The sequence below is a fragment of the Streptomyces aidingensis genome, from assembly GCF_900112355.1.
In the GTDB taxonomy this organism is placed as follows: Bacteria; Actinomycetota; Actinomycetes; order Streptomycetales; family Streptomycetaceae; genus Streptomyces; species Streptomyces aidingensis.
This window is the reverse complement of sequence record NZ_FOLM01000001.1, coordinates 981,054-1,006,040: the sequence shown is the minus strand read 5'-3', so window position 1 is coordinate 1,006,040 and position 24,987 is coordinate 981,054. Positions and strand designations below refer to the sequence as shown.

21 protein-coding genes and 2 tRNA genes are annotated in these 24,987 nt (G+C 75.6%); 8 read left to right on the top strand and 15 right to left on the bottom strand.

Features of this window, described 5'->3' with window-relative positions; all coding sequences use genetic code 11:
- The first annotated feature begins 15 nt into the window (after window positions 1–15).
- A complete protein-coding gene (locus BM242_RS04395) occupies window positions 16–510 on the top strand; it encodes a MarR family winged helix-turn-helix transcriptional regulator (protein WP_093837210.1) in 495 nt (164 codons plus the stop codon).
- Window positions 511–513: 3 nt separating this feature from the next.
- Here the strand turns inward: BM242_RS04395 and BM242_RS04390 are convergent, their stop codons facing one another.
- From BM242_RS04390 to BM242_RS04380, 3 genes are all read right to left on the bottom strand, one after another.
- Window positions 514–1,398 carry an SMP-30/gluconolactonase/LRE family protein gene (locus BM242_RS04390; protein ID WP_093837209.1) on the bottom strand — a complete coding sequence of 295 codons (885 nt, stop codon included), beginning with the start codon at window positions 1,396–1,398 and terminating at the stop codon, window positions 514–516.
- A 25-nt stretch (window positions 1,399–1,423) separates the two neighbouring features.
- Entirely contained in the window at window positions 1,424–2,191 is a 768-nt protein-coding gene (locus tag BM242_RS04385) for an IclR family transcriptional regulator (protein WP_093837352.1), read from the bottom strand.
- A gap of 108 nt (window positions 2,192–2,299) precedes the next feature.
- A complete protein-coding gene (locus tag BM242_RS04380; RefSeq protein ID WP_093837208.1) occupies window positions 2,300–2,641 on the bottom strand; it encodes a hypothetical protein in 342 nt (113 codons plus the stop codon).
- 226 nt (window positions 2,642–2,867) lie between these two features.
- On the opposite strand from BM242_RS04380, the gene BM242_RS04375 reads away from it, so the two are divergent.
- The 5 genes from BM242_RS04375 (at window position 2,868) to BM242_RS04350 (ending at window position 6,338) form a co-directional block, all read left to right on the top strand.
- A tRNA-Asn gene (locus BM242_RS04375) sits at window positions 2,868–2,940 on the top strand.
- Between the two features lie 190 nt (window positions 2,941–3,130).
- Window positions 3,131–3,204, top strand: a tRNA-Ile gene (locus tag BM242_RS04370).
- Window positions 3,205–3,368: 164 nt separating this feature from the next.
- Entirely contained in the window at window positions 3,369–4,565 is a 1,197-nt protein-coding gene (locus tag BM242_RS04365) for a helix-turn-helix domain-containing protein (RefSeq protein WP_093837207.1), read from the top strand.
- 173 nt (window positions 4,566–4,738) lie between these two features.
- Window positions 4,739–4,975, top strand: coding sequence for a hypothetical protein (locus tag BM242_RS04360; RefSeq protein WP_139238255.1), 237 nt, complete (start codon window positions 4,739–4,741; stop codon window positions 4,973–4,975).
- A 463-nt stretch (window positions 4,976–5,438) separates the two neighbouring features.
- Entirely contained in the window at window positions 5,439–6,338 is a 900-nt protein-coding gene (locus tag BM242_RS04350) for a metallophosphoesterase family protein (protein ID WP_093837204.1), read from the top strand.
- A gap of 87 nt (window positions 6,339–6,425) precedes the next feature.
- Here the strand turns inward: BM242_RS04350 and BM242_RS29180 are convergent, their stop codons facing one another.
- From BM242_RS29180 to BM242_RS04330, 4 genes are all read right to left on the bottom strand, one after another.
- A complete protein-coding gene (locus BM242_RS29180) occupies window positions 6,426–6,701 on the bottom strand; it encodes a cupin domain-containing protein (protein WP_093837351.1) in 276 nt (91 codons plus the stop codon).
- 141 nt (window positions 6,702–6,842) lie between these two features.
- Window positions 6,843–7,286: a hypothetical protein gene (locus BM242_RS04340; RefSeq protein ID WP_093837203.1), complete on the bottom strand. Its 444-nt coding sequence runs from the start codon at window positions 7,284–7,286 to the stop codon at window positions 6,843–6,845.
- Between the two features lie 174 nt (window positions 7,287–7,460).
- Window positions 7,461–7,751 (bottom strand): hypothetical protein, encoded by a 291-nt coding sequence (locus BM242_RS04335; protein WP_093837202.1) that lies wholly within the window; start codon window positions 7,749–7,751, stop codon window positions 7,461–7,463.
- Window positions 7,752–8,037: 286 nt separating this feature from the next.
- Window positions 8,038–9,396, bottom strand: coding sequence for a hypothetical protein (locus BM242_RS04330; protein WP_245833786.1), 1,359 nt, complete (start codon window positions 9,394–9,396; stop codon window positions 8,038–8,040).
- 272 nt (window positions 9,397–9,668) lie between these two features.
- Here BM242_RS04330 and BM242_RS04325 point away from each other — a divergent pair, with 272 nt between their 5' ends.
- The gene (locus tag BM242_RS04325; protein ID WP_093837201.1) at window positions 9,669–11,105 is read left to right on the top strand and encodes an FGGY family carbohydrate kinase; all 1,437 of its coding nucleotides are present in this window, start codon (window positions 9,669–9,671) and stop codon (window positions 11,103–11,105) included.
- Window positions 11,106–11,159: 54 nt separating this feature from the next.
- Here BM242_RS04325 and BM242_RS04320 read toward each other — a convergent pair whose 3' ends face one another.
- From BM242_RS04320 to BM242_RS04290, 7 genes are all read right to left on the bottom strand, one after another.
- Entirely contained in the window at window positions 11,160–12,446 is a 1,287-nt protein-coding gene (locus tag BM242_RS04320; RefSeq protein ID WP_245833785.1) for an RNA polymerase sigma factor, read from the bottom strand.
- Between the two features lie 174 nt (window positions 12,447–12,620).
- Window positions 12,621–14,567, bottom strand: coding sequence for a DNA primase (gene dnaG, locus BM242_RS04315; protein WP_093837200.1), 1,947 nt, complete (start codon window positions 14,565–14,567; stop codon window positions 12,621–12,623).
- Window positions 14,568–14,630: 63 nt separating this feature from the next.
- Entirely contained in the window at window positions 14,631–15,689 is a 1,059-nt protein-coding gene (locus tag BM242_RS04310; RefSeq protein WP_425443808.1) for an Acg family FMN-binding oxidoreductase, read from the bottom strand.
- Between the two features lie 89 nt (window positions 15,690–15,778).
- A complete protein-coding gene (locus BM242_RS04305) occupies window positions 15,779–17,059 on the bottom strand; it encodes an NAD(P)/FAD-dependent oxidoreductase (protein ID WP_093837199.1) in 1,281 nt (426 codons plus the stop codon).
- Window positions 17,060–17,311: 252 nt separating this feature from the next.
- Window positions 17,312–18,538, bottom strand: a complete 1,227-nt coding sequence (locus BM242_RS04300; RefSeq protein ID WP_093837348.1) for a PucR family transcriptional regulator — start codon at window positions 18,536–18,538, stop codon at window positions 17,312–17,314.
- A 500-nt stretch (window positions 18,539–19,038) separates the two neighbouring features.
- Window positions 19,039–20,817, bottom strand: a complete 1,779-nt coding sequence (locus tag BM242_RS04295) for a LuxR family transcriptional regulator (protein WP_093837198.1) — start codon at window positions 20,815–20,817, stop codon at window positions 19,039–19,041.
- Window positions 20,818–21,211: 394 nt separating this feature from the next.
- Complete coding sequence (locus tag BM242_RS04290) at window positions 21,212–22,564, bottom strand: deoxyguanosinetriphosphate triphosphohydrolase (RefSeq protein ID WP_093837197.1); 1,353 nt, start codon at window positions 22,562–22,564, stop codon at window positions 21,212–21,214.
- Between the two features lie 207 nt (window positions 22,565–22,771).
- On the opposite strand from BM242_RS04290, the gene BM242_RS04285 reads away from it, so the two are divergent.
- Window positions 22,772–23,938, top strand: coding sequence for an FUSC family protein (locus tag BM242_RS04285; protein WP_093837196.1), 1,167 nt, complete (start codon window positions 22,772–22,774; stop codon window positions 23,936–23,938).
- A gap of 36 nt (window positions 23,939–23,974) precedes the next feature.
- Here BM242_RS04285 and hemC read toward each other — a convergent pair whose 3' ends face one another.
- Window positions 23,975–24,907 carry a hydroxymethylbilane synthase gene (gene hemC, locus BM242_RS04280; RefSeq protein WP_281254657.1) on the bottom strand — a complete coding sequence of 311 codons (933 nt, stop codon included), beginning with the start codon at window positions 24,905–24,907 and terminating at the stop codon, window positions 23,975–23,977.
- Between the last annotated feature and the right edge of the window lie 80 nt (window positions 24,908–24,987).

Genomic DNA, 24,987 nt, shown 5'->3' with positions numbered 1-24,987 from the left:
GGGTAGCCTGGGGGCATGAGCCCGCCGCCCAAGTCCGTGGACCCGGTCACCGTCGAGGTGATCGAGCTCATCGGCACGGTGGTGGCCCGCTATCACGAGGAGTACGACCAGGCCGCCGCCGCGCACGGGCTGACCGGCGCGCAGGCCCGGCTGCTGGCGCTGCTCGCCCTGGAGCCCACGCCCATGCGGCGGCTCGCCCACCGGCTGCGGTGCGAGCCGTCCAATGTCACCGGGATCATGGACCGGCTGGTGGCCCGCGGACTGGCCGAGCGGCGGACCGACCCGGCGGACGGCCGGGTCAAGATCGCGGCGGCGACCGAGCGGGGGCTGCGCACCGCCCGGGCGCTGCGCGCCGGGCTCGGCTTCGCGCGGGCGCCGCTGGCCGGCCTCAGCCCCGAGGAGCGCACCACCCTGCGGGACCTGCTCCGCCGCATCCTCGACACCCCGCCCGGCCGGGCTCCCGGCCGGGTCCCCCCGGACGGGCCCCGGCGGCAGACCGCCGCCGGCTGACCGCTAGCCGGCGAAGGGCGGCTGCGGCAGGCCCTGCCCCGCGTCCGGGATCACCAGCACCGAACCGGCCAGCGGCTCGGCCGCCGGGTCGGTGTCCACGCGGGCGGTGGTGATGTACAGATCGGCCAGCCGGGAGCCGCCGAAGCCGCAGGCGGTGGGCCGGGAGACCGGGACGGTGACGGTGCGGTCCAGCCGGCCGTCCGGCGTGTAACGGCGCACCTGGCCGCCCTCCCAGAAGGCCACCCACAGACAGCCGGCGGCATCCACCGCCATGCCGTCCGGCAAGCCCGGGCCGGCGGTCTCCGTCAGCGTCCGCCGCTCGCCGATGTCCCCGTCCCGGTACGGGAAGACGTCGATCCGGCGGGTGGGCGTGTCGATGTAGTACATCAGCGAGCCGTCCGGGCTCCAGCCGGTGCCGTTGCTGACGGCCACCCCGGTCAGCCGGGTGCGGACCTCGCCGTCCGGGGCGACCCGGGAGAGCGTGCCGCCGCCCGGAGCGGTGTCGTAGCGCATCGTCCCGGCCCACAGGGCACCGTCCGGGGCCACCGCGGCGTCATTGCCGCGCCGGCCCGGCACGGGCTCCCGGTGCAGCCAGGAGAAGGCCCCGTCCTCGGTGTAACGGCCGACGCCGTCCCGGAGGTTGACCACCAGACCGCCGGCGGCGCGCGGTTTGGCCGCGCCCACGTGCTGCTCGGTGGCCAGCACGGCGCGGCGGCCGGTGGCCGGGTCGAAGAAGTGGACCCGGGAGGAGAGGATGTCCACCCAGATCAGCCGCTGCCGGGCGGCGTCCCAGGTCGGCCCCTCACCGAGGACCGCCTCGCCGCGTACCGCTGTCTCGATTGCGCCCGCCACACCCTCACCTGTCTCTTCCGCTTCCCTGGCCGCCATCGGTCCATGACGGCCGTGCGCCGGTTCAGCCCCGGTGGCCGAGCCGCCCGGAGAGTTCGGCGGCGCCGCGCAGTGCCAGCTCGCGCAGCTCCGCCCGGCGCTCCTCGCTCCAGCGGATCATCGGCACCGAGATGGACAGCGCGGCGACCACCTGCCCGCCGCGGTCCCGTACCGGCGCGGCCACACAGCTCACATCCGGATTGGACTCCCGCTGCTCGCCCGCGGTGCCCTCGCTCCGGACCGTCGCCAGCTCGGCCCGGAGCGCCTCCACGGTACTGATCGAATGCGCGGTCATGGCGGGCAGCCCGGAGCGCCCGGCCAGCCGGGCGGCCAGTTCGGCCGGGTCCAGGGAGGCGAGCAGCATCTTGCCGACCGCCGTGCAGTGCGCGGGCAGCCGGCGGCCCGCGGCGGAGACCATGCGCACCGCGTGGGTGCTGTCGACCTTGGCGATGTAGATCACATCGAGGCCCTCCAGCACCGCGACATGCACGGTCTCGCCGCAGGTCTCCGCCACCGCCCGGGCCACCTGCCGGCCCTCGGCGGCGAGATCCAGTTCCTCGGCGTAGCGGCTGCCGAGCTGGTAGGTGCGCACGCCCAGCCGGTAGCGGCCGGGCTGCTCGGGCACCGGCGTCAGATAGGAGCGCGCGGCCAGGGTGGTCACCAGCTCGTGGACGGTGGTGCGCGGCAGTTGCAGCCGGCGGGTGATCTCGGGCGCGGACAGGGAGCCGTCCCCCTCCAGGAAGAGTTCCAGAATGTCCAGCGCCCGGCTCACCGCCGGTACGCGTCGTCCCATCTCGGCGGCCTCCCGCACCCAGCAGTTGAACGTTCGACATCCCGATCATCTATCGGTATGCCGAACGAAGCTACCCTGAGTGATCGGGTGCGGGCAACGCCCGTGCGGCTAGTGCGGCTGCCTCCCGGCCCGGGCCCGGCCGTCCTCCGGCTGCGCCGTCGTCGCCTGCCCCCAGTCGTCGTCCATCGGCACCGCCTTGTCGCGCACCGCGCGCAGCTTCTCCGCCAGCGGCTCCGGCAGCCGCTTGCCGGCCCGGTGGCCGACCGCGTCCGCGGCCTTGGCGGCGGCCTGGCGGCCGGCCTGCACCGCGGAGTCCACACTGTTGCGCACCGCCGGGTTGCCGGCCACGTTCCTGGCCGCGCCCGCGATCTTCTCGTACCGCTCGCGCCCCGCCCGGGCACCCAGCACATAACCCACGGCGGCACCGGCGACGAACATGAGCTTCCGCATCGGAGGCTCCCCTTCCCTGCCTTGTTGTCGGCCTGCTCCCGGCTGCTCCCGGCCGCTCCCGGCCACTGCTGGTCCCGCGCCCGGCCCGCCGGGACAGCCTGCCGCGCACTGTACGCCGCGGACTCCCCGGATTACCGATTTCGGAGCACGCCCTCGCATGCGCTAATGTATTGCCCGCAGCAAGGGACCGCCCCCGGAAGCCGGGCGCGGGACCCGAGCGGAGCAGTCCTCCGTAGCTCAATTGGCAGAGCAACCGGCTGTTAACCGGTAGGTTACTGGTTCGAGTCCAGTCGGGGGAGCTTCACCCAAAGGACCCCACTACGGGGTCCTTTGCCGTTTCCGGTGCATCACGGCGAAGATCGCGGGAACCGATCACCCCGTGCCAGGAGTCCTTACCGGCGCACGACTCCCCCCGGCCCGGGCGGGAGATCGTATGAGCAGCTATGCTGCGGCAGGACGGTGCGCACACATGTGTGCGGCACGCCGTACGGGGCGGTAGCTCAGCCGGTTAGAGCAACGGACTCATAATCCGTCGGCCGTGGGTTCGAGTCCCACCCGCCCCACAGCAGGGCCCCAGCTCAGCGGATGCGAGCCGGGGCTTTCGCGGTCTCCGGGGCGCCTTTGAAGATCACCGGCTCACTCGATGCTTGCTCGAAGTGGTGTGCTGTCCCCGAGAAGCTCCGGGCGGTACCGTCCGAAGAGTGACCCGCGGACGGAGTACAACAGCGTGACACAGCACGACGACAGCCACATCGGCGCGCGTATCAGCGCCCACCGTGACCGTCGTGGCCTCACCCAACAGGGACTCGCCATGCGGGCCCACGTGTCCAAGTCCCTGCTCTCCAAAGTGGAGTGCGGCCAACGGCCTGCCAGTCCGGCCTTCATCGCCGCGTGCGCCCGCGCCCTGGGCGTCACCCCGGCCGAACTCCTCGGCCAGCCCTACACCGAGGAACTCCGCCGCGACCGGCTGGACGAGCTTGTGCAGCCCATCCGCATCGGCATGGAGAACTGGGACGTGCCCAGCGACTGGGAGACCGCCCCGCGCCCGGTGGCCGCGATCAGGGCGGACCTGGAGCAGATCCTCAACCGTCGGCGACAGGCGGATTACGCGGGCATGGCCCTGGCACTTCCCGCCGTCATCGACGAGTGCGTGCACTCGGTGCACACCACTGCCGGAGAGGAACGGCGCCAGGCGCATGAGTGCCTGGCGTGGGCCTTCCGCTGCGTCTTCACCCTCGCCTGGGGGCTGGGGTATCCCGATCTCGCCACCGTAGCCCTGGACCGCATCGCGCTGACCGCCCCGGTGGCCGACGAGCCGGGGCTCGCGGCGATGCACGCCTACCTCAGGGCACAGACCGTTCTCTCGTCCGGCCGCTACGCGGTCGGCATGCATGTGGTCGAGCGGGCGCTCCGCGACCTGGCCGACCAGGACAGCCGCCAGCCGAACGGGTTGCGGGCGATGATCGGCGTACTGCAACTACGGGCAGCGGTCTTGTCGGGCAGAGCGAAGGACCGGACCACCGCCGACGCATGGCTCGACGAGGCCGGCCGTCTGGCGGCGGAGACGGGTGAACTGTCCGAGTACGGGGTGGGCTGGGGGCCTGCCAATGTGGGCGTGCATGCGGTGGCCATCGCCGTGGACCTGGAGGAGTTCGGGGAGGCAATCACCCTGGCGGAGAGTGTGCGGCTGCCCAAGGGCTGGGACCGCGCACGGTCGGGGCACCATTGGATGGACCTCGGCCGGGCCCATTTCTGGGCCGGGAACCACCAGCAGTCACTGCGGTGTCTGGTGCGCGCGCGGAAGATCGCCCCGCAGCAGACCCGGTACCACCCGACGACCAGGGAGACGGTCCGGGGGCTCCGTCAGAGCGTGCGGTCCCGCAACGGGACCCTGGCCGAGTACGCGGAGTGGACCGGGGTGTAGCACAGCGAAGGGCCGGCGGGTTGCACAGTTCTGTGCATCTCGCCGGGTCGCCCACCCGGGAGGCTGTGATTGTCAGCGATGGACACGTCACAGGAGTCGTCATGACGGAGCAATCGTCCGATGGACCCCGGTCCGCCCTTCCCGGAAGCCGGATGTGCGCGTACTGCAAGGAGATGACCGGTAACCCGGTCGCGGTCGGTGCGGTGCACCAGAACAGCGGGCCGGGGTGGACGGTTTACGCCTGTCCCGAGGACGCGGCCCGGTTTCTGGACCGGGCCGGGCTGTGGGCGGCGCTGATGGATCACGCCCTGCGCTGCGGACCCTGCCGCGGCACCACCGACGGACCCGGCTGCGCCGTCGCCCGCGTGCTGTTCGACGCGCACCGGGGCGCCGCGGGGACCGGCCGGTGACCGCCGCCCCGGCCGTGGTTCCCGGCGTTCGGCCCGCGCCCGGCTGCGGTGCGGCGGCGGCAGCGGCGGGCCGCCGGGCCCGGCGCAGGTCCCGTCACGCCCGGTCCGTCGCAGTAGTGGTGTCGTAGGCGTGGCGGGCGGCGCGTACGTCGTCCATATGGCACTCGGCCCAGGACTTGATGGCCCGCATCACCGGCAGCAGGGACCGGCCGAGCGTGCCCTGAGCCGGCCGGGCCGCCGAGAGGGGCTGTCGCCCGGGGCACGGGCCGGGCCGGATGGCCCCGGCCCGTGCCCCGGGCACGGCCAATTCGCCCGCACGGCCCCGGCTTTCCGCCCGGACGCCATACGCTGTTCCTGTCCCGTACAGGGACAGGCGGTGCGGGGGCGGGCGGTGAGACGGCCGCGCGGGCGCCCCAGACGGCGCAGACAACGCAGACGACGCGGACGACGGGGTGAGGTGGCGATGCGGCTTCCGGCGGCGGGGGACGCTGGACGGGGCACGTCCGGACCGGCCGGGGGCGGCGGCTCGCTGCTGGCCGTCAGTGATCTGCATGTGGCGTATCCGGAGAACCGGGCGATCGTGGAGAAGCTGCGGCCGGAGCACCCGGACGACTGGCTGATCGTCGCCGGTGATGTCGGGGAACTGGCCGCCGACATCCGCTGGGCGCTGCGCCTGCTGGCGGACCGCTTCGCCAAGGTGATCTGGGCGCCCGGCAATCACGAACTGTGGACCCACCCGACCGACCCGGTCACCCTGCGCGGGCAGTCCCGCTACCGGCTGCTGGTCTCCCTGTGCCGGGAGCTGGGGGTGATCAGCCCGGAGGATCCGTACCCGGTGTGGGAGGGCGCGGGCGGCCCGGTGCGGGTGGTGCCGCTGTTCCTGCTGTACGACTACACCTTCCGCCCGGAGGGCACGCACACCCGGGAGACGGCGCTGGCGCGCGCCCACCGGGCCGGGGTGGTGGGCACCGACGAGACGCTGCTGCACCCGGACCCGTACCCGGGTATCGACGACTGGTGCCGCAAGCGGCTCGCGATCACCGGGGAACGGCTCGCGGCGCTCGGCCCCGGGGAACGCACGGTGCTGGTCAACCACTTCCCGCTGCGTCGCGAGCCCACCCGGATCCTGCGCTATCCGGAGTTCGCGCTGTGGTGCGGCAGCGAGGCGACCGCGGACTGGCATCTGCGGTACCGGGCCGAGGTGGTGGTCTACGGCCATCTGCATATCCCGCGGACCATGTGGCACGACGGGGTGCGCTTCGAGGAGGTCTCGCTGGGCTACCCCCGGGAATGGGGCCGCCGCGGGCCCGCCGTCTACAGCCCCCGCCGCATTCTTCCCGCCCCGCCCGCACGCCCGTCCTGAGCCGCGGCCGGGCCGGGGCCGGTCTGCCGGGGCCGGGGACGCGCGGGCCGGGGACGCGCGGCCGGGCGCGCGCCGGACGTCCCCGCCTCAGCGGCCGACCTGCCAGGCGAAGGGCGGGAGGTCCCCGGCGTGGCAGTAGATGTCCACCGCGCAGGGCAGCAGGCCGGCCATCGGATGCAGCCGGGCCCCGCCGTCGCTGGCCAGCAGCCGGGCGCTGTGCCAGCGGCAGCCGGTGACCTCCCGGCCCGTGCCGTCCACCACGGTGACCGCCGTCGACGGGCCCTGGCAGGGCGTCGGGTCCTTCGCGTCCGCCGCGGCGCACCGCGGTCCGTGCAGCGACCACCCGCCATCCGGTTTCTCCATGATCATCCCTCTCTGCCGTGCCTGTCACGCGCACCGGATGGCTTCCCGGGGCACGGCTGGGAGGTACGGCATTTGGGTCATTCATGGGGAATTACTGGCCGATCCTTGCCTGTTGCACGGGCCGGCCGTGCAACACGGGCATCAGGAGGGGGTCTCGGCGGCCCATTCGGCGACCAGGCCGGCGATCTCGTCCCGGCGCGGCTCGCCGACGTCCAGCTGCTCGGGCGTGGACCAGACCACGGCAAAGCGGCCCGCCTGGCGCCAGTCCTCCTCGTCCACCCCGCCGAATCGATTCACCCACTCCCGGGAGAGCTCGGCGGTGGGGAACTCGTAGACGGACACCTGCCCGGTCACGATCAGCTGCGCGCAGTCGCCGTCCTGCGGATCACCGCCGGCCGCCTCGTTGGAGCAGGTGGCGGTGGAGTCGCGCGGCTCGCCGATCTCCTCCTCACCGAGGTGCTCGGCGAGCCGTTCCACGACCTTCTCGGCGGTGAGCCCGCCGTCGTCGCCGTCACCGCTGCATGCCGTGGCAAGCGCCAGCGGGGTCGCGACAGCAAAGGCCAGTAAGGGGCGTCGGATGCTCATGGCGCCACAGCCTGCCGTACATCCGGGCGGGCGCGCCAGACGGGCGACGCCCCTCGCCCCGGACGGCGGCCGGCCCCGGGGCGGTCGTGTGCGACCCCGGGGCCGGCCGGTTCACGGTTCACTACCGGATCAGTATGGGTTGACGTGGTAACAGATGGTGAACAAGGGGGAGGGTCAGGAGCCCGGGCAGTCGGTATCGATCGCGGGCCAGGAGTCGGAGACGACCTGGCCGCTGCCGTAGATCTCGGCGGCCTTCTCGTCCTTCACCCATTTGCCGCGGCAGACATAGTCGCCGTCGCTCTGGTTGCGCACCACGGTGATCTCGTAGTGCAACTGACCGTCAATACCCTCGGCGAAGTCGCGGATCGCGGCGATCGCCTCGTCCTCGGTCGCGTTCGGGATGACCAGGGCCACCGAGCCGGTGGCTTCCGACTCCTCCTGGTCGGCAACGGTGTACTCGGGCACCGGGCCCTGGGCCCCCGGGGCTTGTGTCGTGCCGCAACCGGTGAGCCCCGTGAGGGAGAACATGACTAAGACAGCGACGGCGCTTCCCAGGACGGCACGCAGACCTGGTCGGGCGGAGGCATGTCTCGGAGAGTGTCCAGCCATGCGGGCCAGAGTGGTGCAGCCAGGCGCGATACGCGAGAGGGTTGCAGCGACGTTGCGGGTTTGTGACGTTTGGCGGAGCGCCGGACGTCCGGAGCACGGCTCCGGTCACCCACGGTGAACGGCCGGCCGCGCCGCCGGGCCGTCATATCCGGGTGACCGTGCCGCACTCCCCGCCGGCGTCCTCCAGCGACCGGCTGCGGTCGTAGGGGTCGACGGCCGGGCCGGTCGGCTCCGTGGCCGCCGGGTCGCCGGCGAAGTGCGGGTGCAGCAGCCCGTCGTCGGAGCCGCAGGTGACACCGCCCGCCTCCCAGCGGAAGGCGGAGAGCCAGACATGACCCGGGGTCACCGCCGCCAGGCCCGGCCGCACCACCAGCACGTCGAGCTCGCGGCGCACCACGGTGCGGGTCACCTCCCCGGAGCCGTCCGCCCTGGCCAGCGGGTAGACAAAGCTGTAGTCGGCCCGGATCAGCACCTGGCCGTCCGCCGTGCCCGTCTCCACCTTCATATGGCCGCGCACCTTGACCGGCACATCGACCGGCCGCGCCTCGCCGGGGTCGAAGCGGGTGAACAGGGAGGTGGGGTCGGCCTCGGCGGTGGGTGCGTCCAGGGCGGCGCGGTAGGCGTCGGCCAGCTCCCGCTGACCGGGGTCGATCAGCGCCAGCGCGGCCGTGGGCTCCCCGCCCGCCAGCACCTCGGGGTCGAGATGGGCCGCCACCAGGAACTCCTTGGTCAGCCGCAGCCCTTCGGCGATGTCCGCCGCGGGCACCCCGCCGGTGTCCTGCGCCTCCGGCAGCTCGATCGCGTCCGCGCCCTCCGCCCAGGCCAGGGCGGGGGAACCGCGGTAGGGGTGCTCCAGGGTGGGTTCCTCGAAGCCGGCCCCGGCGGCCGGAGCCTCGCTGGGCGGGGCGGTCTCCGGGGGCAGCGTCTGCACCGGCCGCGCCGGATCGTCCGCGAGCCCGCCGTCGCCGTCGCCGAAGGCCGAGTCGAGCCATTCCCGCGCCGGGGCGGCCACGTCCTCCGCGCTGCCGCCGTCGATCAGCGTGACCTTGGCGGTCCAGGCGACCATGGCCAGCAGCAGCGCGGCGGACATCCACTGCAGCGGACGCCGGGGCCGCCGGCCGCCCGGCCGGTCCTGCCAGGCCGGGCCGGTGCGCCAGCCCGGGGGCTGCCAGGGCTCCGGCTCCTTGGTCCTGCGGCCCCGGCGGCGGGGGCCGCCCTGCCGGGCGGGCTCCTCGTCCAGCGCCCGCAGGCGGGCCGTCACCAGCCGGGCGCGGGCGGAGGGCTCCCTGGGCGGGGCCGTGCCGCCGCCCGCCGGGGACTGCTCGGCCGCGCGCTGGAACTCCTCCCAGTCCGCGTCCGACAGGGAGCGCGGGCCGTCGGCCGGGGGCCGCGGGGCGGAGTCCTCGTGCTTCGTGCTGCTCTCCGGACCCACGGCGCCCCGGGGCTTCTCGCCCTCCCCGGGGCTGTCCGGCTGGCCGGGGTTCCGGTCGGTGGTGGTCATGTGCGGGTTCCTTCGCGGCAATCGGGTGCTGTGAAAGTACCGTGCCGGCCCCCGGGCGGGCCGGGCGGCCCCCGGCGGCCAACTGACGTGGCCCCCGGGGCCGGTGGGAAGCCGCTCAGGGCGGTGGCGACGGCAGGCCGCGGCGGTTCCGGGACCGCCGGGGGGTGCCGAGGTCCGGGAAATTTCCCGGTCGCGTCACGACCGGGGGCCAGGACACCAAAGAGATCGCAAGCAACGCCGTGACGGGCCCGTGATGGGGCATCATCGGCCGCATGGGGATTGTCGCCGGACTGGCCTGCTCGGCCTCGTACACCAGCATCGTGGTCTGTGACGCCGAATCCGGGGAGCTGCTCCGCCAGGGGCACGCCGAACACCCGGAGGGCGAGACGGCACCCGAGTCATGGCTGCTCTCGCTGGGCGAGGCCGCGGACGGCGGAGTGCTGGAGGATGTCACCGCCATCGGGGTGGCCGCCCAGGCCGGCACCGTGGTGGTGCTGGACGCCGAGGGCCAGCCGGTGCGTCCGGCGCTCAGCGGCGAGGAGCAGAGCGCGGGCGCGGCCGTGCAGCTCACCGACGCGCTCGGCGGCCGTCGGGCGTGGGCGGGCGCGGTGGGGCTGGTGCCGCAGCCGGGGCATCCGGTGGTGCAGTTGCGGCGGCTGGCCCGCGAGGAGCCGGAGCCGGCGCGGCGGGTGGCGGCCGTGCTGCAGCCGCAGGACTGGCTGGTGTGGCAGTTGCTGGGACGGCCGGGACGGTTCACCACGGACCGGGGCGGGGCCTCGGGCACCGGCTACTGGTCGGCGGCCACCGGGGAGTGGCGGCCGGACCTGGTGGAGCTGGCGCTGGGGCACCCGGCGGAGCTGCCCGAGGTGCTGGCGCCGGCGCAGGCGGCCGGGCGGACCCCGGAGGGGCTGCTGATCTCGGCGGGCACCGCGGAGATCATGGCGGCGGCGCTGGGCCTGGGCATCGGTCCCGGGGACGCGGTCATCTCCCTGGGCGCCTCCGGCTCGGTGTGCGCCGTCCACGACGCGGCGCTGACCGACGACGGCGGCACCGTCACCGCCCTGGCGGACGCCACCGGTCTGCATCTGCCGGTGGTGCGCACGCTGAACGCCACCCGGGTGCTGCGCGGCACGGCGGAGCTGCTGAGCGGTGATCTGCCCCGGCTCTCCGAGCTGGCGCTGCGCTCCACCCCGGGGGCGCACGGGCTGGTGCTGCTGCCGTATCTGGCCGGGGAGCGCACCCCCGATCTGCCGCACACCGCGGGCACGCTGGCGGGGCTGCGGCGGGAGTCGATGAAGCCGGAGCATCTGGCCCGGGCGGCGTTCGAGGGGATGCTGTGCGGGCTGGCCGACGCCGCGGACGTGCTGCGCGGGCGCGGCGTCAGGATGGAACGTTTCTTCCTGCTGGGGGCGGCGGCCGGGCTGCCCGCCGTGCAGGCCCTGGCGCCGGGGCTGCTGGGGGCACCGGTGGTGGTCCCGGCCGCGGCGGACTACGCCGCGCTGGGCGCCGCCCGGCAGGCGGCCTGGGCGCTGGGCGTGGCCGAGGACCGGCTCGGCGCGGACACCCCGCCGACCGGCGGCGAATGGGGACGCGGCGCGGCACGCGGCCGGACCTTCACCCCGAGCGAGGAGGACTTCGCCGTCGGACAGGCCGTGCGCCGGCAGTTCATCGCGCTCCGCGAGGAGCGCCACCCCGAGGCGTTCGCCTGACGCCCCGCCCGGCGGGCGGGGCCTCGGGCGGGGCGGGGCCGGCCGCGGCCGGGATCAGTCGAGGTAGCCGCGGAGGTGGTCGGCGTAGGCGTGGTCGCGGAGTTTGGCGAGGGTCTTGTGCTCGATCTGGCGTATGCGCTCGCGGGTGACGCCGAAGACGCGGCCGATCTCCTCCAGCGTCCGGGGGCGGCCGTCGACCAGGCCGTAGCGCAGTTCCACCACCCGGCGCTCGCGGTCGCCGAGCATCGACAGCACCGCTTCGAGCTGCTGCCGCAGCAGCAGGAAGGCGGCCGATTCGGCCGGGCTCGGCAGATCGGCGTCCTCGATCAGATCGCCGAGGTTGACATCGTCCTCCTCGCCGACCGGGGACTGGAGGGAGACCGGGTCCTGGGCCAGCCGCAGGATCTCGCGCACCCGCTCGGGTGTCAGATCGAGCTGTTCGGCGACCTCCTGGGCGGTGGGCTCCTGGCTGCGCTCCTGGAGCAGCCGGCGCTGCACCCGCACCACCCGGTTGATCAGCTCCACCACATGGACCGGCACCCGGATGGTCCGGGCCTGGTCGGCGATGGCCCGGGACATGGCCTGGCGGATCCACCAGGTGGCATAGGTGGAGAACTTGAAGCCGCGGGTGTAGTCAAACTTCTCCACCGCCCGGATCAGCCCCAGGTTGCCCTCCTGGACCAGGTCCAGCATGGTGAGCCCGCGGCCCAGATAGCGCTTGGCCACCGACACCACCAGGCGCAGATTGGCCTCGATGAGCTGGCGTTTGGCGATCCGGCCGCGCACCACCAGCCGGTCCAGGTCCAGGGCGAGGCGCTCGTCCAGGGTCTCGCCCGCGCAGCCCAGCCGCTCCTCGGCGAACAGGCCGGCCTCGATCCGGCGGGCGAGTTCCACCTCCTCCGAGGCGGTGAGCAGCGGAATGCGGCCGATCTCCCGCAGGTACTGCCGGAAGAGATCGCCCGAGGTGCCGCCGGAGTCGCTGCGCAGCGGCACCTCCGCCTCGGCGGCGGGCGGGCGGCGCTGTTCCGGGATGCGCTCCCAGGGCACCTCCGGATCGGCCTCGGCGTCCGGCTGCCCGAAGCCGTCCCCCTCATCGTCATCGTCGTCGTCGGACGCGCTCTCCGTCGCCGGCGCCGCATCGGTCCCGGCGGGCGGCGGGGGCGGGGTGGGCGGCGGCTCCGGCGGCGGGGCGGGGACGGGATCGGGTTCGGGGGGCACCGGCGGATGCGGATCCGGTGGCGGTGGCACGGTCTGGCTGAGCGGATCGACCGGAGCGTCGGCCGTGTCGCGATCGGCCACGGTTTCCGCCGTCGCCGTACCGGTCAGGGTCTGGGTCTGCACTGAGCGACCTCCAGTTGATCGCGGCCAGTCAAAGACGGCACCGCAAACAGTGTGGGGTAATGCCTACCCACGGGACGAGGGTCATGCGTCCGGTTTCTGCCGCCAACCGCTACGCGATGCGCCCTTTCGGCTACCTGGCGGAGACAACCGGGGCGGCATATGCCACGCGAGTTGTCATCCGTACAGGGCGTCGGCGCCGCGCTCCATCAGTGCGGTGCGGTAGCGCTGGAGGGTCCAGACCTCCTGCCACAGGGCGGCGGAACGCTCGGCGTCGCCCTGGGCGTCCTGCCGGCGGGCCGCGGACTCCAGCTCGGCGATCCGCCGCTGCACGGCCGCCAGCCGGACATCGCGCAGCAACTGCGCGGCATAGGTGTCGGCCTCCCGCTGGCGGCGGCGCGGCAGCTCCAGCGGCTCCACGGCCAGCTCGGTGACCAGCGCGCGGACCGTGTCGTCCGGCGCGGCCTCGCGCACCCGGGCGAGGAACCCCTCGTCGGCGTGCTCGGTGCCGCCGGCCTCGGCGATGGCCCGGCGGACCACCGCGTACGGCGGGCCGGTGAACTCGTCCTCCCGGTAGGCGTCGAAGACCGGGGCGACGAACTGGGGCTGCTGAAGGGCGACCTTGAGCAGCTCCCGCTCGGCGCGGTGGGCCGGGCTGCGCAGATTGAGCGGCGGGCCGGCGGGCCGGCCGCCCTCCGGAGGCGGCGCGCCCCCGGCGGGCCCGGCACCGGACGCGCCCCCGGCGGACGCGCCCGCGGCGGAGGCGGCGCGGCCGGGCCGGGCCGGGCCGGGCTCCCGCCCGCGCCGGGCGAGCTGCCCCACCCGCCGCAGCACGAAGCGCTCGTCCGGGATGCCGACCAGCCCGGCCAGCCGGACCGCGTACTCGTGCTGGATGGCCGGGTCCTTGATGCCGGCCACCACCGGGGTGGCGGCCTCCAGCGCGGCGGAACGGCCCTCGGCCGTCTCCAGATTGTGCTCGTCGACCACCGAGCGCAGGGCGAACTCGAACAGCGGGCTGCGGCCCTCGACCAGTGCGCGGACCGCCGCGTCGCCCTCGGAGCAGCGCAGGTCGCACGGGTCCATGCCGCCGGGGGTGATGGCGATCCAGGTCTTGCTGGCGAACTTCTGGTCGTCCTCGAAGGCGCGCAGCGCGGCCTTGCGGCCGGCCGCGTCCCCGTCGAAGGTGAAGATCACCTCGGAGCGGGAGTTGTCCATCAGCAGCCGGCGCAGAATCTTGATGTGGCCCTCGCCGAAGGCGGTGCCGCAGGTGGCGATGGCGGTGGTGACCCCGGCCAGATGGCAGGCCATGACATCGGTGTACCCCTCGACCACCACCGCCTGGTTGGCCTTGGCGATGTCCTTCTTGGCCAGGTCGATGCCGTAGAGCACCTGGCCCTTGCGGTAGACGGGGGTCTCGGGGGTGTTGAGGTACTTGGGGCCGGTGTCGTCCTCGCGCAGCCGGCGGGCGCCGAAGCCGACCACCTCGCCGCCCATGTCCCGGATCGGCCAGAGCAGCCGGCCGCGGAAGCGGTCGATCGGGCCGCGCCGGCCCTCCTGGGCGATCCCGGAGAGGATCAGCTCCTTGTCCGTGAAGCCCCGGCCGCGCAGGAACCGCACCGCGTGGTCCCAGCCGGCCGGTGCGTAGCCGACGCCGAAGTGCCCGGCGGCGGCCCGGTCGAAGCCGCGCTCCGCCAGGAAGCGGCGGGCGATCTCGGCCTCGGGACCGTCGAGCTGCTCGGCGTAGTAGGCGGCGGCGGCCTTGTGCGCCTCGACCAGCCGGGTGCGCTCGCCCTGCTGGCTGGCCCTGCCGTATCCGCCCTCCGCATAGCGCAGGGTGATGCCGGCCTGGGCGGCCAGCCGCTCCACCGCCTCGGAGAAGGACAGGTGCTCGACCTTCATCACGAAATCGAAGGTGTCCCCGCCCTCCTGGCAGCCGAAGCAGTGGTAGAGCCCCTTGCTGGGGCTGACATGGAAGGACGGGCTCTTCTCGTCGTGGAACGGGCACAGGCCCTTGAGCTGGCCGCCGCCGGCGTTGCGCAGCTGGAGATAGTCGGAGACCACGGCGTCGATCGGGACCGCGTCCCGCACCCGCCGCACGTCCTCGTCCCTGATCCTCCCGGCCACGCCATGAGTCTACGGGCCGCCACCGACGCTCCGGCCGGACGGGAGAAGGCGCGGCGGCCGGGCTCAGACGATCTCCAGCACCTCGTCCACCGGCCGGCGCGGGGTGGCCGGAATGCCGGGGCCGTAGCCGATGCGCAGCACCATCTGCACAAAGCCCGCCCCGCCGACCGGATCGCGCACCGGCGGGCGCAGGTCCTCCCACTCCAGGGCCTGGGAGGTCAGGGAGACCGACAGACCGCGCAGGGTGGCGGTGAGCAGCACCCGCTCCAGGGCCTCGCCCGCGCGCAGCCAGTCGAAGGGGCGGTCCTCGGTGGTGCCGAGCAGGGCGAGCTGCGGGGCCGCCTCGAAGCCGGCGGCCTCCCGGTCGGGGCCGCGGCCGGCGAAGTCGCGGATCACCCGGTGGCCGTCGCGCTGCCGCGGGCCGAAGGCGTACTCCGGCACGCCGTCCACCGCGGCTCCGGCCGCGTCCCCGGTGCGGGTCCAGCGGTCCAGGTCCTTCAGCCGGCCGGGGTCGGCGGCGTCCCGGCCCTCGGCGTCCCGGGTGAGTTCCAGCACGTTCCGGGTGTGCCAGTCGTCGGGAAAGACGAGCTGTGCGCCCTCGCGGGCGGCGGCATCGGCAAGCTGGGCGCGCAGCACCTGGTGCACCGGCTCGTCGCGGAACGGGAAGCGGTTGGTGTGGCGGCGGAAGACCGCGGAGCCGAGCGGGATCAGCCCGGCCGGGTCCTCGTGCCCGGCCGGGGCGGGCCGCGGCCGCGGCCGGCCGGGGCCGGGCGCGGGGGCGGCGCGGTCCAGGCCGATGGTGGCCAGCAGCCGCGGGTCCTCGGGGGCGGGCAGCAGCCGGACCGAGGCGTCCCAGCCGGCCCCGGCCGCGGCCACCCGGAGGTTGAACACGGCCGCGCCGCAGCCGATGTGCAGCCCCCGGCCGGTGGGGTCGGTGTGCGGCAGCACCCGGCCGAGGTCGGCCCGGAGCTCGATGGTGCCGCTCGCCCGGAGCAGGCGGAACCGCCAGGGCTGGGCGTTGTGCATGGAGGGAGCGGCGGTCGCGGCCCGGACCAGGGAGCGCGCCGTCTCCTCGCCGACGGTCTCCCGGCGTCCGGACGGCGCCGGCTGTTCCGGCTGCACGGGCTGTTCTGGCTGCACCTGGGGTCTCCCTCCGGGTCGGTGTCCCCCGCGCGTCCCCGCGTGCGTCCCGGTCTTCAGCGTAGTGCGGGTCAGGCGCCGGGGACGAGCGAGGCGAGGTCGGTGTGCGGATCGCCGAGCCGGGCCGGGTCCACCGGGCGGCCGGAGCGGATCAGTGCCTGGACGGTCCCGGCCACCTCCCAGATGTTGGCGTTCAGGCCGGCCAGCACCCGGCCGTCCGCAGCCAGCCAGAAGGCCAGGAAGCAGCGCTTGCCCGCGTCGCCGCGGTAGACCACCTTGTCGTAGTCGCCGGGCGGCGCCCAGCCGGAGTACTCCAGGCCCACGTCGTACTGGTCGGAGAAGAAGTACGGCACCCGGTCGAAGGGCTCGTCGCGGCCGAGCATGGCGCGGGCCGCGGCCGGTCCGGAGTGCAGTGCGTTGGCCCAGTGGTCCACCCGGCGCCGCTTTCCCGGGCTCCCGTTGCCGCCGCCGGCCGGCAGTGCCGGGGCGGCGACATCGCCGGCGGCGAAGATCCGCGGGTCGCTGGTGCGCAGCGCGGCGTCCACGGCGATGCCGCCGCCCTCGGCGATCTCCAGTCCGGCGGCGGCGGCCAGCGCGGTGCGCGGGGCCGCGCCGACCGCGGCCAGCACGGCGCGGGCCGGCAGCCGTCCGCCGTCCGCGGTGTGCACCTCGGCGACCATGCCGCGGTCCCCGCCGATGGCGGTCAGCCGGGTGCCGAAGCGGAACTCCACGCCGTGCTCACGGTGCAGTTCCGTGAAGACGGCGCCCAGTTCCGGGCCGAGCACCCGGTACAGCGGGGCGGGCTCCGGCTCCACGACGGTGACCGGGACGCCCAGCGAGCGGGCCGCGGCGGCGACCTCCAGGCCGATCCAGCCCGCGCCGGCGATCACCAGCGGGGCCCCGTCGCGGTGACCGCCGGTGAGATGACCGCGCAGATGGTCGGCGTGCGCCACCCGGCGCAGATGGTGCACCCCGGCGAGCTCGGTGCCGGGGATGCCCAGCCGGCGCGGTTCGGCGCCGGTGGCCAGCAGCAGGGCGTCGTAGGGGACGCGGGTGCCGTCGCCGAGCCGGACCTCGCGGGCGGCCCGGTCGATGTGCACGGCGGGCTGGCCGAGATGCAGCTCCACCCGGTTGCCCGCGTACCAGGCGGGGCGGTGGACGTACAGCTTCTCCCGGTCGGTGCTGCCGGTGAGATAGCCCTTGGACAGCGGGGGGCGCTCGTAGGGGTGGTCGTGCTCGTCGCCGATGAGGATGACCCGCCCGTCGAAGCCCTCCGTGCGGAGCGTCTCGGCGGCCTTGGCTCCGGCCAGTCCTCCACCGATGATGACAAACGTCCGGTATGTACGGTCCACGCGATGCCTCCTCGCCCCGCGGCAGCCCCTGTTTCCCGGGGTATTCCTGGAGCGTGCCCCACCGGGCACTGCCCGGGGAAGGGGGCGGACGGCCCCCGGAGCACCAAGATCCCCGCGGGGCGGGCCCGTTCGGCGGCGCCGCTCCGCCGCGCCGCTTTCCGCGGCGCGGCGCCGCGCGGCACGGCGCGGGCTCCGCCGCGGGCGCCGGGCGCCGCACCGGGCGGAGGCACCGGGCCGGCGCCCGGGGGCGGGTCAGGGCGTGCGGAGCATGCGGTGGGCGGTGAGCGCCAGGGACAGCTCGGCCGTCTCCCGCGGGCTGGCCAGCGAACGGCCGGTCAGCCGCTCGTAGCGGCGCAGCCGGTTGAGCACGGTGTTGCGGTGGCAGGACAGCCGCTCGCCGGCCCGCTGTGCCGAGGCGTCGCACTCCAGCCAGGCGGTGAGCGTCTCCAGCAGCAGATCGCGGTCCATCGGCTCCAGCTTCAGCAGCGGCCCCAGCACCCGGTCGGTCAGCACCGAGCCGAGCTCCGGCGAGGACACCACCAGCGCCGCGGCCAGATGCTCCTCCAGCAGCGCCACCCGGCCGTCGGCCGGGCAGGCGGCGAGCGCCTTCTCGGCGAGCTGCCGGGCCTCGCCGACCGCCGCCAGGCCGTCCACGGCCGGGCTGATGCCGACCCGGACCCCGGGGCCGGTGCGGGCCCGCAGCTCCTCGGCGAGCTTCCCCGGGCCGCCCTCGGCCACCGGTGCGATGGCGAAGTCGGCGGTCTCGGTGCGGTGCCAGACCAGGCCGGCGGACTGGCCCGGGCCGCCGTGCAGCGCGGCCCGGCGCGGGCCGGCCACCGCGGCCACCGCGTACCGGCCGCGTTCCGGCATGTCCAGGGCGGCGGCGATGTCCGGCAGGTCGGAGACCCGGGCGGTGCCCTCCAGCAGCGCCTCGGTCATCAGCCGCAGCCGGTTCTCGCGCCGCCAGGACATCTCCCGCTCGGTGGCCCGGTACGCCTCGGCCGCGATCGAGCAGTGCTCGTCCACGAAGTTCCACACATCGCCGGCCACATGGACCAGCAGCCGCATGGACTCGGGGTCGCGCTGGGCGGCGATGTCCAGCAGTTCGCGCCAGACCGCGCCGCCGCCCAGCCGGAAGGCGTGCAGCAGGGCGTCCAGCGGCAGTCCCTGACGGGCCCGGTCGGCGCCGATCCGCCAGGTGCAGCGGCGGGCCGCGTCGCTCAGCTCCTGCGGATTGATCAGGCAGCCGACGCTGTGCCGCAGCGAGCGGTGCACCTCGTGCCAGAGCATGTCGGAGTCCATCGCCGGGGAGCGGTAGGCCGGCTCCTGGTGGTTGATCAGCTCCGCCACCTGGTCGGTGAACTGCGGCAGCCGGTGCATCAGCAGCCTGGCGGTGCGGCGCAGCACCGCCACCGACTCGGCGTTGCGGCCGGTGCCGGCCGGGAGTGCGGCCGGGGAGACGGGCTGGGTCCGGGTCATGGTCCCGGCGCGCCGGCGGGCCGGCTCGGCCCGGCCGGGCGCCGGAGGGGCGGAGCGTTCGGCGGCGGTCGCCAGGGCCGGTGGTCTGGTTGCGCGCTCCCGGGTACGGACAAGTGGTTGCATCGCGGACCTCCACCTCGTCGGGGCGGTGCGGGCGGCTCGTGCACCAATGGCGGGACAAATGGGACTGTGCGAATGGACTACGGTGCTGACCGGCCGGGAAGCCGTGCACGGCGCGGCGCGACGGCTGACATACCGACCGGTAGGTCACCGCATCATGGCGCAGGAATCCGCCCGATTCCACCCCGGCGACGGGACATGTCGGAGCTCGTGCGCAGCCGCCGGCCGCCCTGGCGGCGCTGAGCAGCCCGGTTGACCCCACGTGTCCGGACGGTCACACATCACGATCGGGCAAACCGGCGGAAACGATCCGCCGCACGGCCCGCGAACGGCTGCGGAAGGCTCGTGAACGGCCGGTGGACGGCCACCCGGCGGCAGGCTCAGTGCGGCGCGTCCGCGGTGGTGAGCAGCCGGGTCAGCTCCACCCGGGACCGGATGCCGAGGGTGGAGAACACATTCCGCAGATGGTGGTCCACGGTGCGCGGGCTGACCGCCAGCCGGGCGGCCACCTCCCGGTTGGTGGCCCCCTCCGCCACATGGCGGGCGATCCGGAGCTGCTGCGGGGTCAGCCCGGCCAGCCGGGAGAGCCCGGGCGGGCTCCCCTCCCCCGGCGCCTCGCCGCCGACCCGCAGCTCGGCCCGCACCCGCTCCGCCCACGCCTGGGCACCGCACCGCTCGAAACCGACCAGGGCGTCCCGCAGCGCCGCGCGGGCGGCCCCCGGGCGGCGGTGCCGGCGCAGCAGCATGCCGTGCAGCAACTGGGTGCGGGACCGCTCGAAGTCGCTGTCGGCCCGGCGGTGCGCCGCCAGCGCGCGGTCGAACAGCCGGGTCGAGTCCTCCGGACCGGCCAGCAGCGCCCGGCAGCGGGCGAGCTGGGCGGGGGCCTGCGGGTCGGCGGTGACGTCCGCCCAGCGGGAGTAGACGGCCAGCGCGGACTGGGCGGTACGGCGCGGCCGTCCGGACAGCACCACGGCCTCGATCAGGCAGGGGGTGGCCAGCATCCGCAGCGCCGGGTGGCCCTGGCCGGGACCGGGCCGGATCAGCGGCTCCAGCCGGGCGGCGGCCTCGTCCCAGCGGCCCCGCGCCAGGTCGCAGCGGGCCAGGGCCCAGGCGGCCAGGGTGTCGGCGGCGCGCAGCCCGTGCGGACCGGCGTACCCGGCGGTGGCGGCGGCGTGCCGGGCGGTGGTCTCCGGGTCGCCGTCCATGGCGGCGGCCATCGCCAGGATGGCGTGCAGATGGGCGGCCATATTGCGCTGGCCGGTGCGGCGGGCGGCGCGCAGCCCCTCCACGGCGTGGGTGCGGGCCGCGCCGTGCCGGCCGGAGCGGAGTTCGGCGTAGGCGAGCAGTTCCAGGCCATTGGCCTCCAGCAGCCGCATGCCGAGCAGCCGGGCGGTGGCCAGGGCGTGCGCGGCCAGCACCCGCGACTCGGCGACCTCGCCCAGGATGACGGCGGCGACCGCGGCCCGCATCAGACCGGCCGGGTCCCGGCCGGCCCTGCCGCGCGCGACTTCCCGGCGCAGCGGCTCCAGGGCGGCCTCCAGCCGCCCCTCGGCGGCCAGCGCCACGCCGAGCACATAGTCATCGGCGCCGCCGGTGCCGGGGGACGCGGGCGTCGGCGGGGGGACGGTGCCCGAGGCCCAGGCGGCCTCGGTGGCCCGGCAGGCCGCCTCCCGGGCGGTCACCGGTTCGCAGCGGTGCAGCAGCCGCGCGGCATGGGCCAGCGATTCCGCGGCGTCCGTCACCACCCCGGTCTGCGCCTGAAGGCTGCCCAGCAGCAGCATCGCCCGGCCGCGGGCGGCGTCACCGGCCCGCAGGCGCAGTGCGCGCTCCAGCATGGCCCGGGCCCGGTCCGGCCGCCCGGCCGCCCAGCTCCGTCCGGCGGCCTCGGTGAGCAGCCGGGCCCGCAGCGCCTGGGCGTGGGCGCCGGCGGCGGCCCGGCGCAGGGCGGAGCCCAGTACGGCCGGGGAGAGCGGCGGGGCCGGCCGCGGGGCGGGAGAGCCCGGACGGCGGGCGGCCGGCCCGGTCCCGGGCTGGGCCGCGGGCCGGGTGCCGGGCTGGGCCGGGGGGTGCGGGTCCCGGGCACGGTCGTCCCGGGGGCGGTCGGCGGCGGCGGACGGGACGCGGTGCGGTCCGTTCTCCGGGGCGAGCGGCAGCGGCATCGTGCGACCTCCTTGTCCGTCCTGGCGCCGGTGTCCGGGTCCGCGGGCGGCCCCGTGCGGGGCGCCCGGCCCGACTACTCGGCGGTAGGCAAGACGTGCCGTCAGGGCACCACCGCACCCCGGGTCCGTCCACCGTCCGCGGGCCAACTCGGGGCCGCGGCATAACCGCCGGTGGCCGCCGCTGTGCACCCGCACAACGGCCTCGGGGGCGGGCCCGGCGCCGGTGCATTCACGGATGCGGCGCCCGGCGCCCGGCGCGCACCATCGCCGTGCCCCGCCCGCGCCGCCCGGCCGTGCCCCGCGACGGGTCCGCGGTGCGGCGGCGCACCCGCTCCCGGCGGCGCCGGGGTTCCCCGGCCCCGGGCGCGCGGCGATCCCGCGCGCCCGGGGCGGTTCAGGGCTGCCGGCCGGTCAGCCGGGCATGCAGGGCGCGGGCCGCGGCATCGGTGAGCGCGGCGATCTGGTCCACCACCACCCGCAGCCCCTCCCGGTCGCCGGACGCCGCCGTGTACAGCGCGTGGTACTGCGGATCGAGGCCGTCGGGTGCCCGGCGCAGCAGCGCGTCGGCGAGTTCGACGAGCAGTTCCCGCTGGGCGGCGCGCAGCCGCTCCTGCTCGGGGCGCTGCATCACGGCGACATCGGCGACCGCCTTGAGCACCGCGCACTCCAGCCGGACCGGGCGCGGCACCACCAGGCCGGCGCGGTAGCGCTGCAGCGGGCCGGGGCCGTGCCGGTCCCGGGTGGCCCGCTCGGCGGCCACGCAGAACCGGCCGATGAGCTGGCTGGTGGCGTTCTTCAGCCGGGCCTGGGCGAGGGCGGTGCCGTCGTAGGAGTGCGGCCACCACTCCTGGTCCAGCAGGCGGTCCAGCGCGGCGGCGAGTTCCCCCTCGTCGGTGCCGGGCGGGGTGTAGCGGCGCAGCGCCACGGCGAACACACCGCGGCGTTCGGTGTCGGAGAGCAGCATGGCCGGGTCCAGGTGTCCGGCGTGCAGGCCGTCCTCGACATCGTGCACGGAGTACGCCACATCGTCCGCCCAGTCCATGACCTGGGCCTCCAGGCAGCGGACGGCCTTCGGCGCGGGCCGCCGCAGCCAGTGGAAGACCGGCAGGTCGTCCTCGTAGACGCCGAATTTCGGGGAGGCCGGATCCTGGGGGTCCCCGCCGCTCGGCCACGGGTACTTGGTGGCCGCGTCCAGGGCGGCGCGGCTGAGGTTGAGACCGACCGGCTCGCCCCGGCCGCCGCTCCCCCCGGCGGCGCGGAACCGTTTCGGCTCCAGCCGGGTGAGCAGCCGCAGGGACTGCGCGTTGCCCTCGAAGCCGCCGCAGGGGCCGGCGATCGCGGCCAGCACCCGTTCACCGTTGTGGCCGAACGGCGGATGGCCCAGATCGTGGGCCAGGCAGGCGGTCTCCACCAGATCCGGGTCGCAGCCCAGCGCGGCTCCCATCTCCCGGCCGATCTGGGCGCACTCCAGCGAGTGGGTGAGCCGGGTGCGCGGGCTGGGGTCCCAGGCGGGGTGCGGCGGCGCCGGACGGTCCGGGGTGACCACCTGGGTCTTGCCGGCCAGCCGGCGCAGCGCGGCCGAGTGCAGCACCCGCGCCCGGTCGCGCTGGAACGCGGTACGGCCCGGACGCTTGTCGGGCTCCGGGTCCCACCGCTCGGTGTCCCCCGGCCCGTAACCGTCCGCGGGCCGGGCCTCGGCACCGGGACGGGAGAGATCGTGGTGCGTGCCATCGCTCCGGCCGGGCATGGACCCGACCCTAACCGCCCGCCGCCCGCCCGGCACCGCGCGCCTCCCCGCCCGGGTCCGCGGGGGTTCGCCGGGGCGCGGCGGGGAAACCGGGGGCGGTGGCCGGCCGGACGGGAGGAACGACGGGCGACATGGGGCAGGTGCGGCGGATGACGGACCCGGACGCGGGCATGCGGTGCCGGCCGGGCCCGGAGGCGTGACGCGGCGATGTGGGTCTGGCTGCTGCGCCTGTACCGGCTGCTGCACCTCTACCGGCTGGCCCGCCGGGTCGGTGGCCGCGTCCGGCGGGCCGCCGCGCGGCTGCGCCGCTACGGCCCCTCCGTGCTGCTGGCCGCGCTCGCCGCCGGGCTGGCCTATGCCGCCGCCGTCCGGCTGTTCGGCTCCGAGGAGGCGTTCTTCGCGCCGATCGCCGCGGTGGTGTGCGCGGGCATCGCCGCGGGCCAGCGCATCCGGCGGGCGCTGGAACTGGCCGTCGGCGTGGCCGTGGGCCTGACCGCGGCCGACATCCTGGTCCATGTCATCGGCGTCATCGGCGCCGGTGCGGTGCAACTGGCCGTGGCGGTGGGCCTGGCCATGGGCACGGCCGTGCTGCTGGGCACCAGCAGCGTGCTGGTCAATCAGTCGGCGGTGGCCGCCGTGCTGGTGGTGGCGCTGGCACCGCAGGGCGGCAACCCGCTGTTCCGGATGGGTGACGCGCTGATCGGCGGCGCGGTGGCGCTCGCGCTGGGCGCGCTGGCCGCCCCCGACCCGCGGCGCGCGGTGCGCCGGGCGGGCGGCGAGGTGCTGGCCCATCTCGCCATGGTGCTGCGCGGCCTGAGCGAGGCGCTGGAGCACTCCGACCCCGCCCGGGCCGAGCGGATGATGGCCGAGTCCGCCCGCGTCGAGGCCCGGGTCGGCGAGCTGGACAAGGCGCTGGCGGTGGCCCGGGAGAGCGCCCGGCTGGGCCGGCGCCGGCGTTCCGCCCAGGCCCGGCTGCCGGTGGTGCTGGTGCGCGAACGGCTCGACATGATGGCCGCCACCGCCCGGGCCCTGGCCCGGGGCACGGCCGTGGCCGTCCGCTACGGACAGCCCGTGGACCAGCGGCTGGTCACCGCCCTGGACTCGCTGGCCGTGGCCGTCACCGAACTGCGGCGGCGGGTGGAGGGCGAGGGCACCCAGGCCCGGGAGGGCGCCCGGGCCGCCGCGCTGCGCGCCGCCGAGACCGCCTCGCAGCTGCTCGCCGAGGACCGTCCGCTGACCGCCAGCGTGCTGGTCGGGCAGGTGCGCGCGGCGGCCGTGGACATCCTCCGCGCCACCGGGCTGGACCAGCCGCACGCGGTGCGCCTGCTGACCGACGCCGCCGGTCCGCCCGACCGCCGCCCGCCCGGCCCGTGACGCCCGGCCGCGGCGGCGGGCGCCGGGGACGGCGCGTCAGTGCGGGATGGCGTCGATGACCTCGCGGGCGCCCTGCCGCAGCAGGGTCACGGCCACCGATATGCCCAGCGTCGCCGGGTCCAGCGGCCCGGCCCACTCGTGGGCGTCCAGCACGGTCTTGCCGTCCGGCGAGAACACCCGGGCGCGCAGCGACAGCCGGCCGTCCCGCTCGGCGCGGGCATAGCCGGCGATCGGGCTGTTGCAGTGGCCCTGGAGCACATGCAGCAGCATCCGTTCGGCGTCCGTCTCCCGGTGGGTGTCCGGATGGCCGAGCGCGGAGACCGCGCCGATGGTCTCGGTGTCGTCCTCCCGGCACTGGAGGGCCAGCACACCCGCGCCGATCGGCGGGCACATCTGCTCCGGGGAGAGGATTTCGCTGATCCGCTCCGTCTCACCGATCCGCTCCAGCCCGGAGACGGCCAGCACCAGCGCGTCCGCCTCGCCCGCGGCCAGCTTGGCCAGCCGCCGGTTGGCGTTGCCCCGGAACGGCACGCACCGCAGATGCGGATGGGAGGCGGCGAGCTGCGCGACCCGCCGGACCGAGGAGGTGCCGACCCGGGTGCCGGGCGGCAGCTCGTCCAGGGTGCGCCCGCCGGGGTGGATCAGGGCGTCCCGGATGTCGTCCCGCTCCAGGACGGCGGCGAACACGGTGCCGGCCGGCAGCGGCCGGTCGGCGGGGATGTCCTTCATGCAGTGCACGGCCAGATCGGCCTCGCCGGCCAGCAGTGCCGCGTCCACCTCCTTGGTGAACGCGCCCTTGCCGCCCAGGCTGGAGAGGTCTCCCAGCCAGCGGTCCCCGGAGGTGGTCACCGGCACCACCTCGGTACGGATGCCGGGATGCCGTGCGGCCAGCTCGGCGCGCACGCGCTCGACCTGGGCCAGGGCCATCGGCGAGGAACGGGAGACGATCCGGATCAGCTCAGCGGGCACCCGGCACACAATAGACCGTCAGTTCGTCCCCGGGCGAAACGATCACGCGTCCGGCGGAGCCCGCCGCGGGGCGGCCGGGG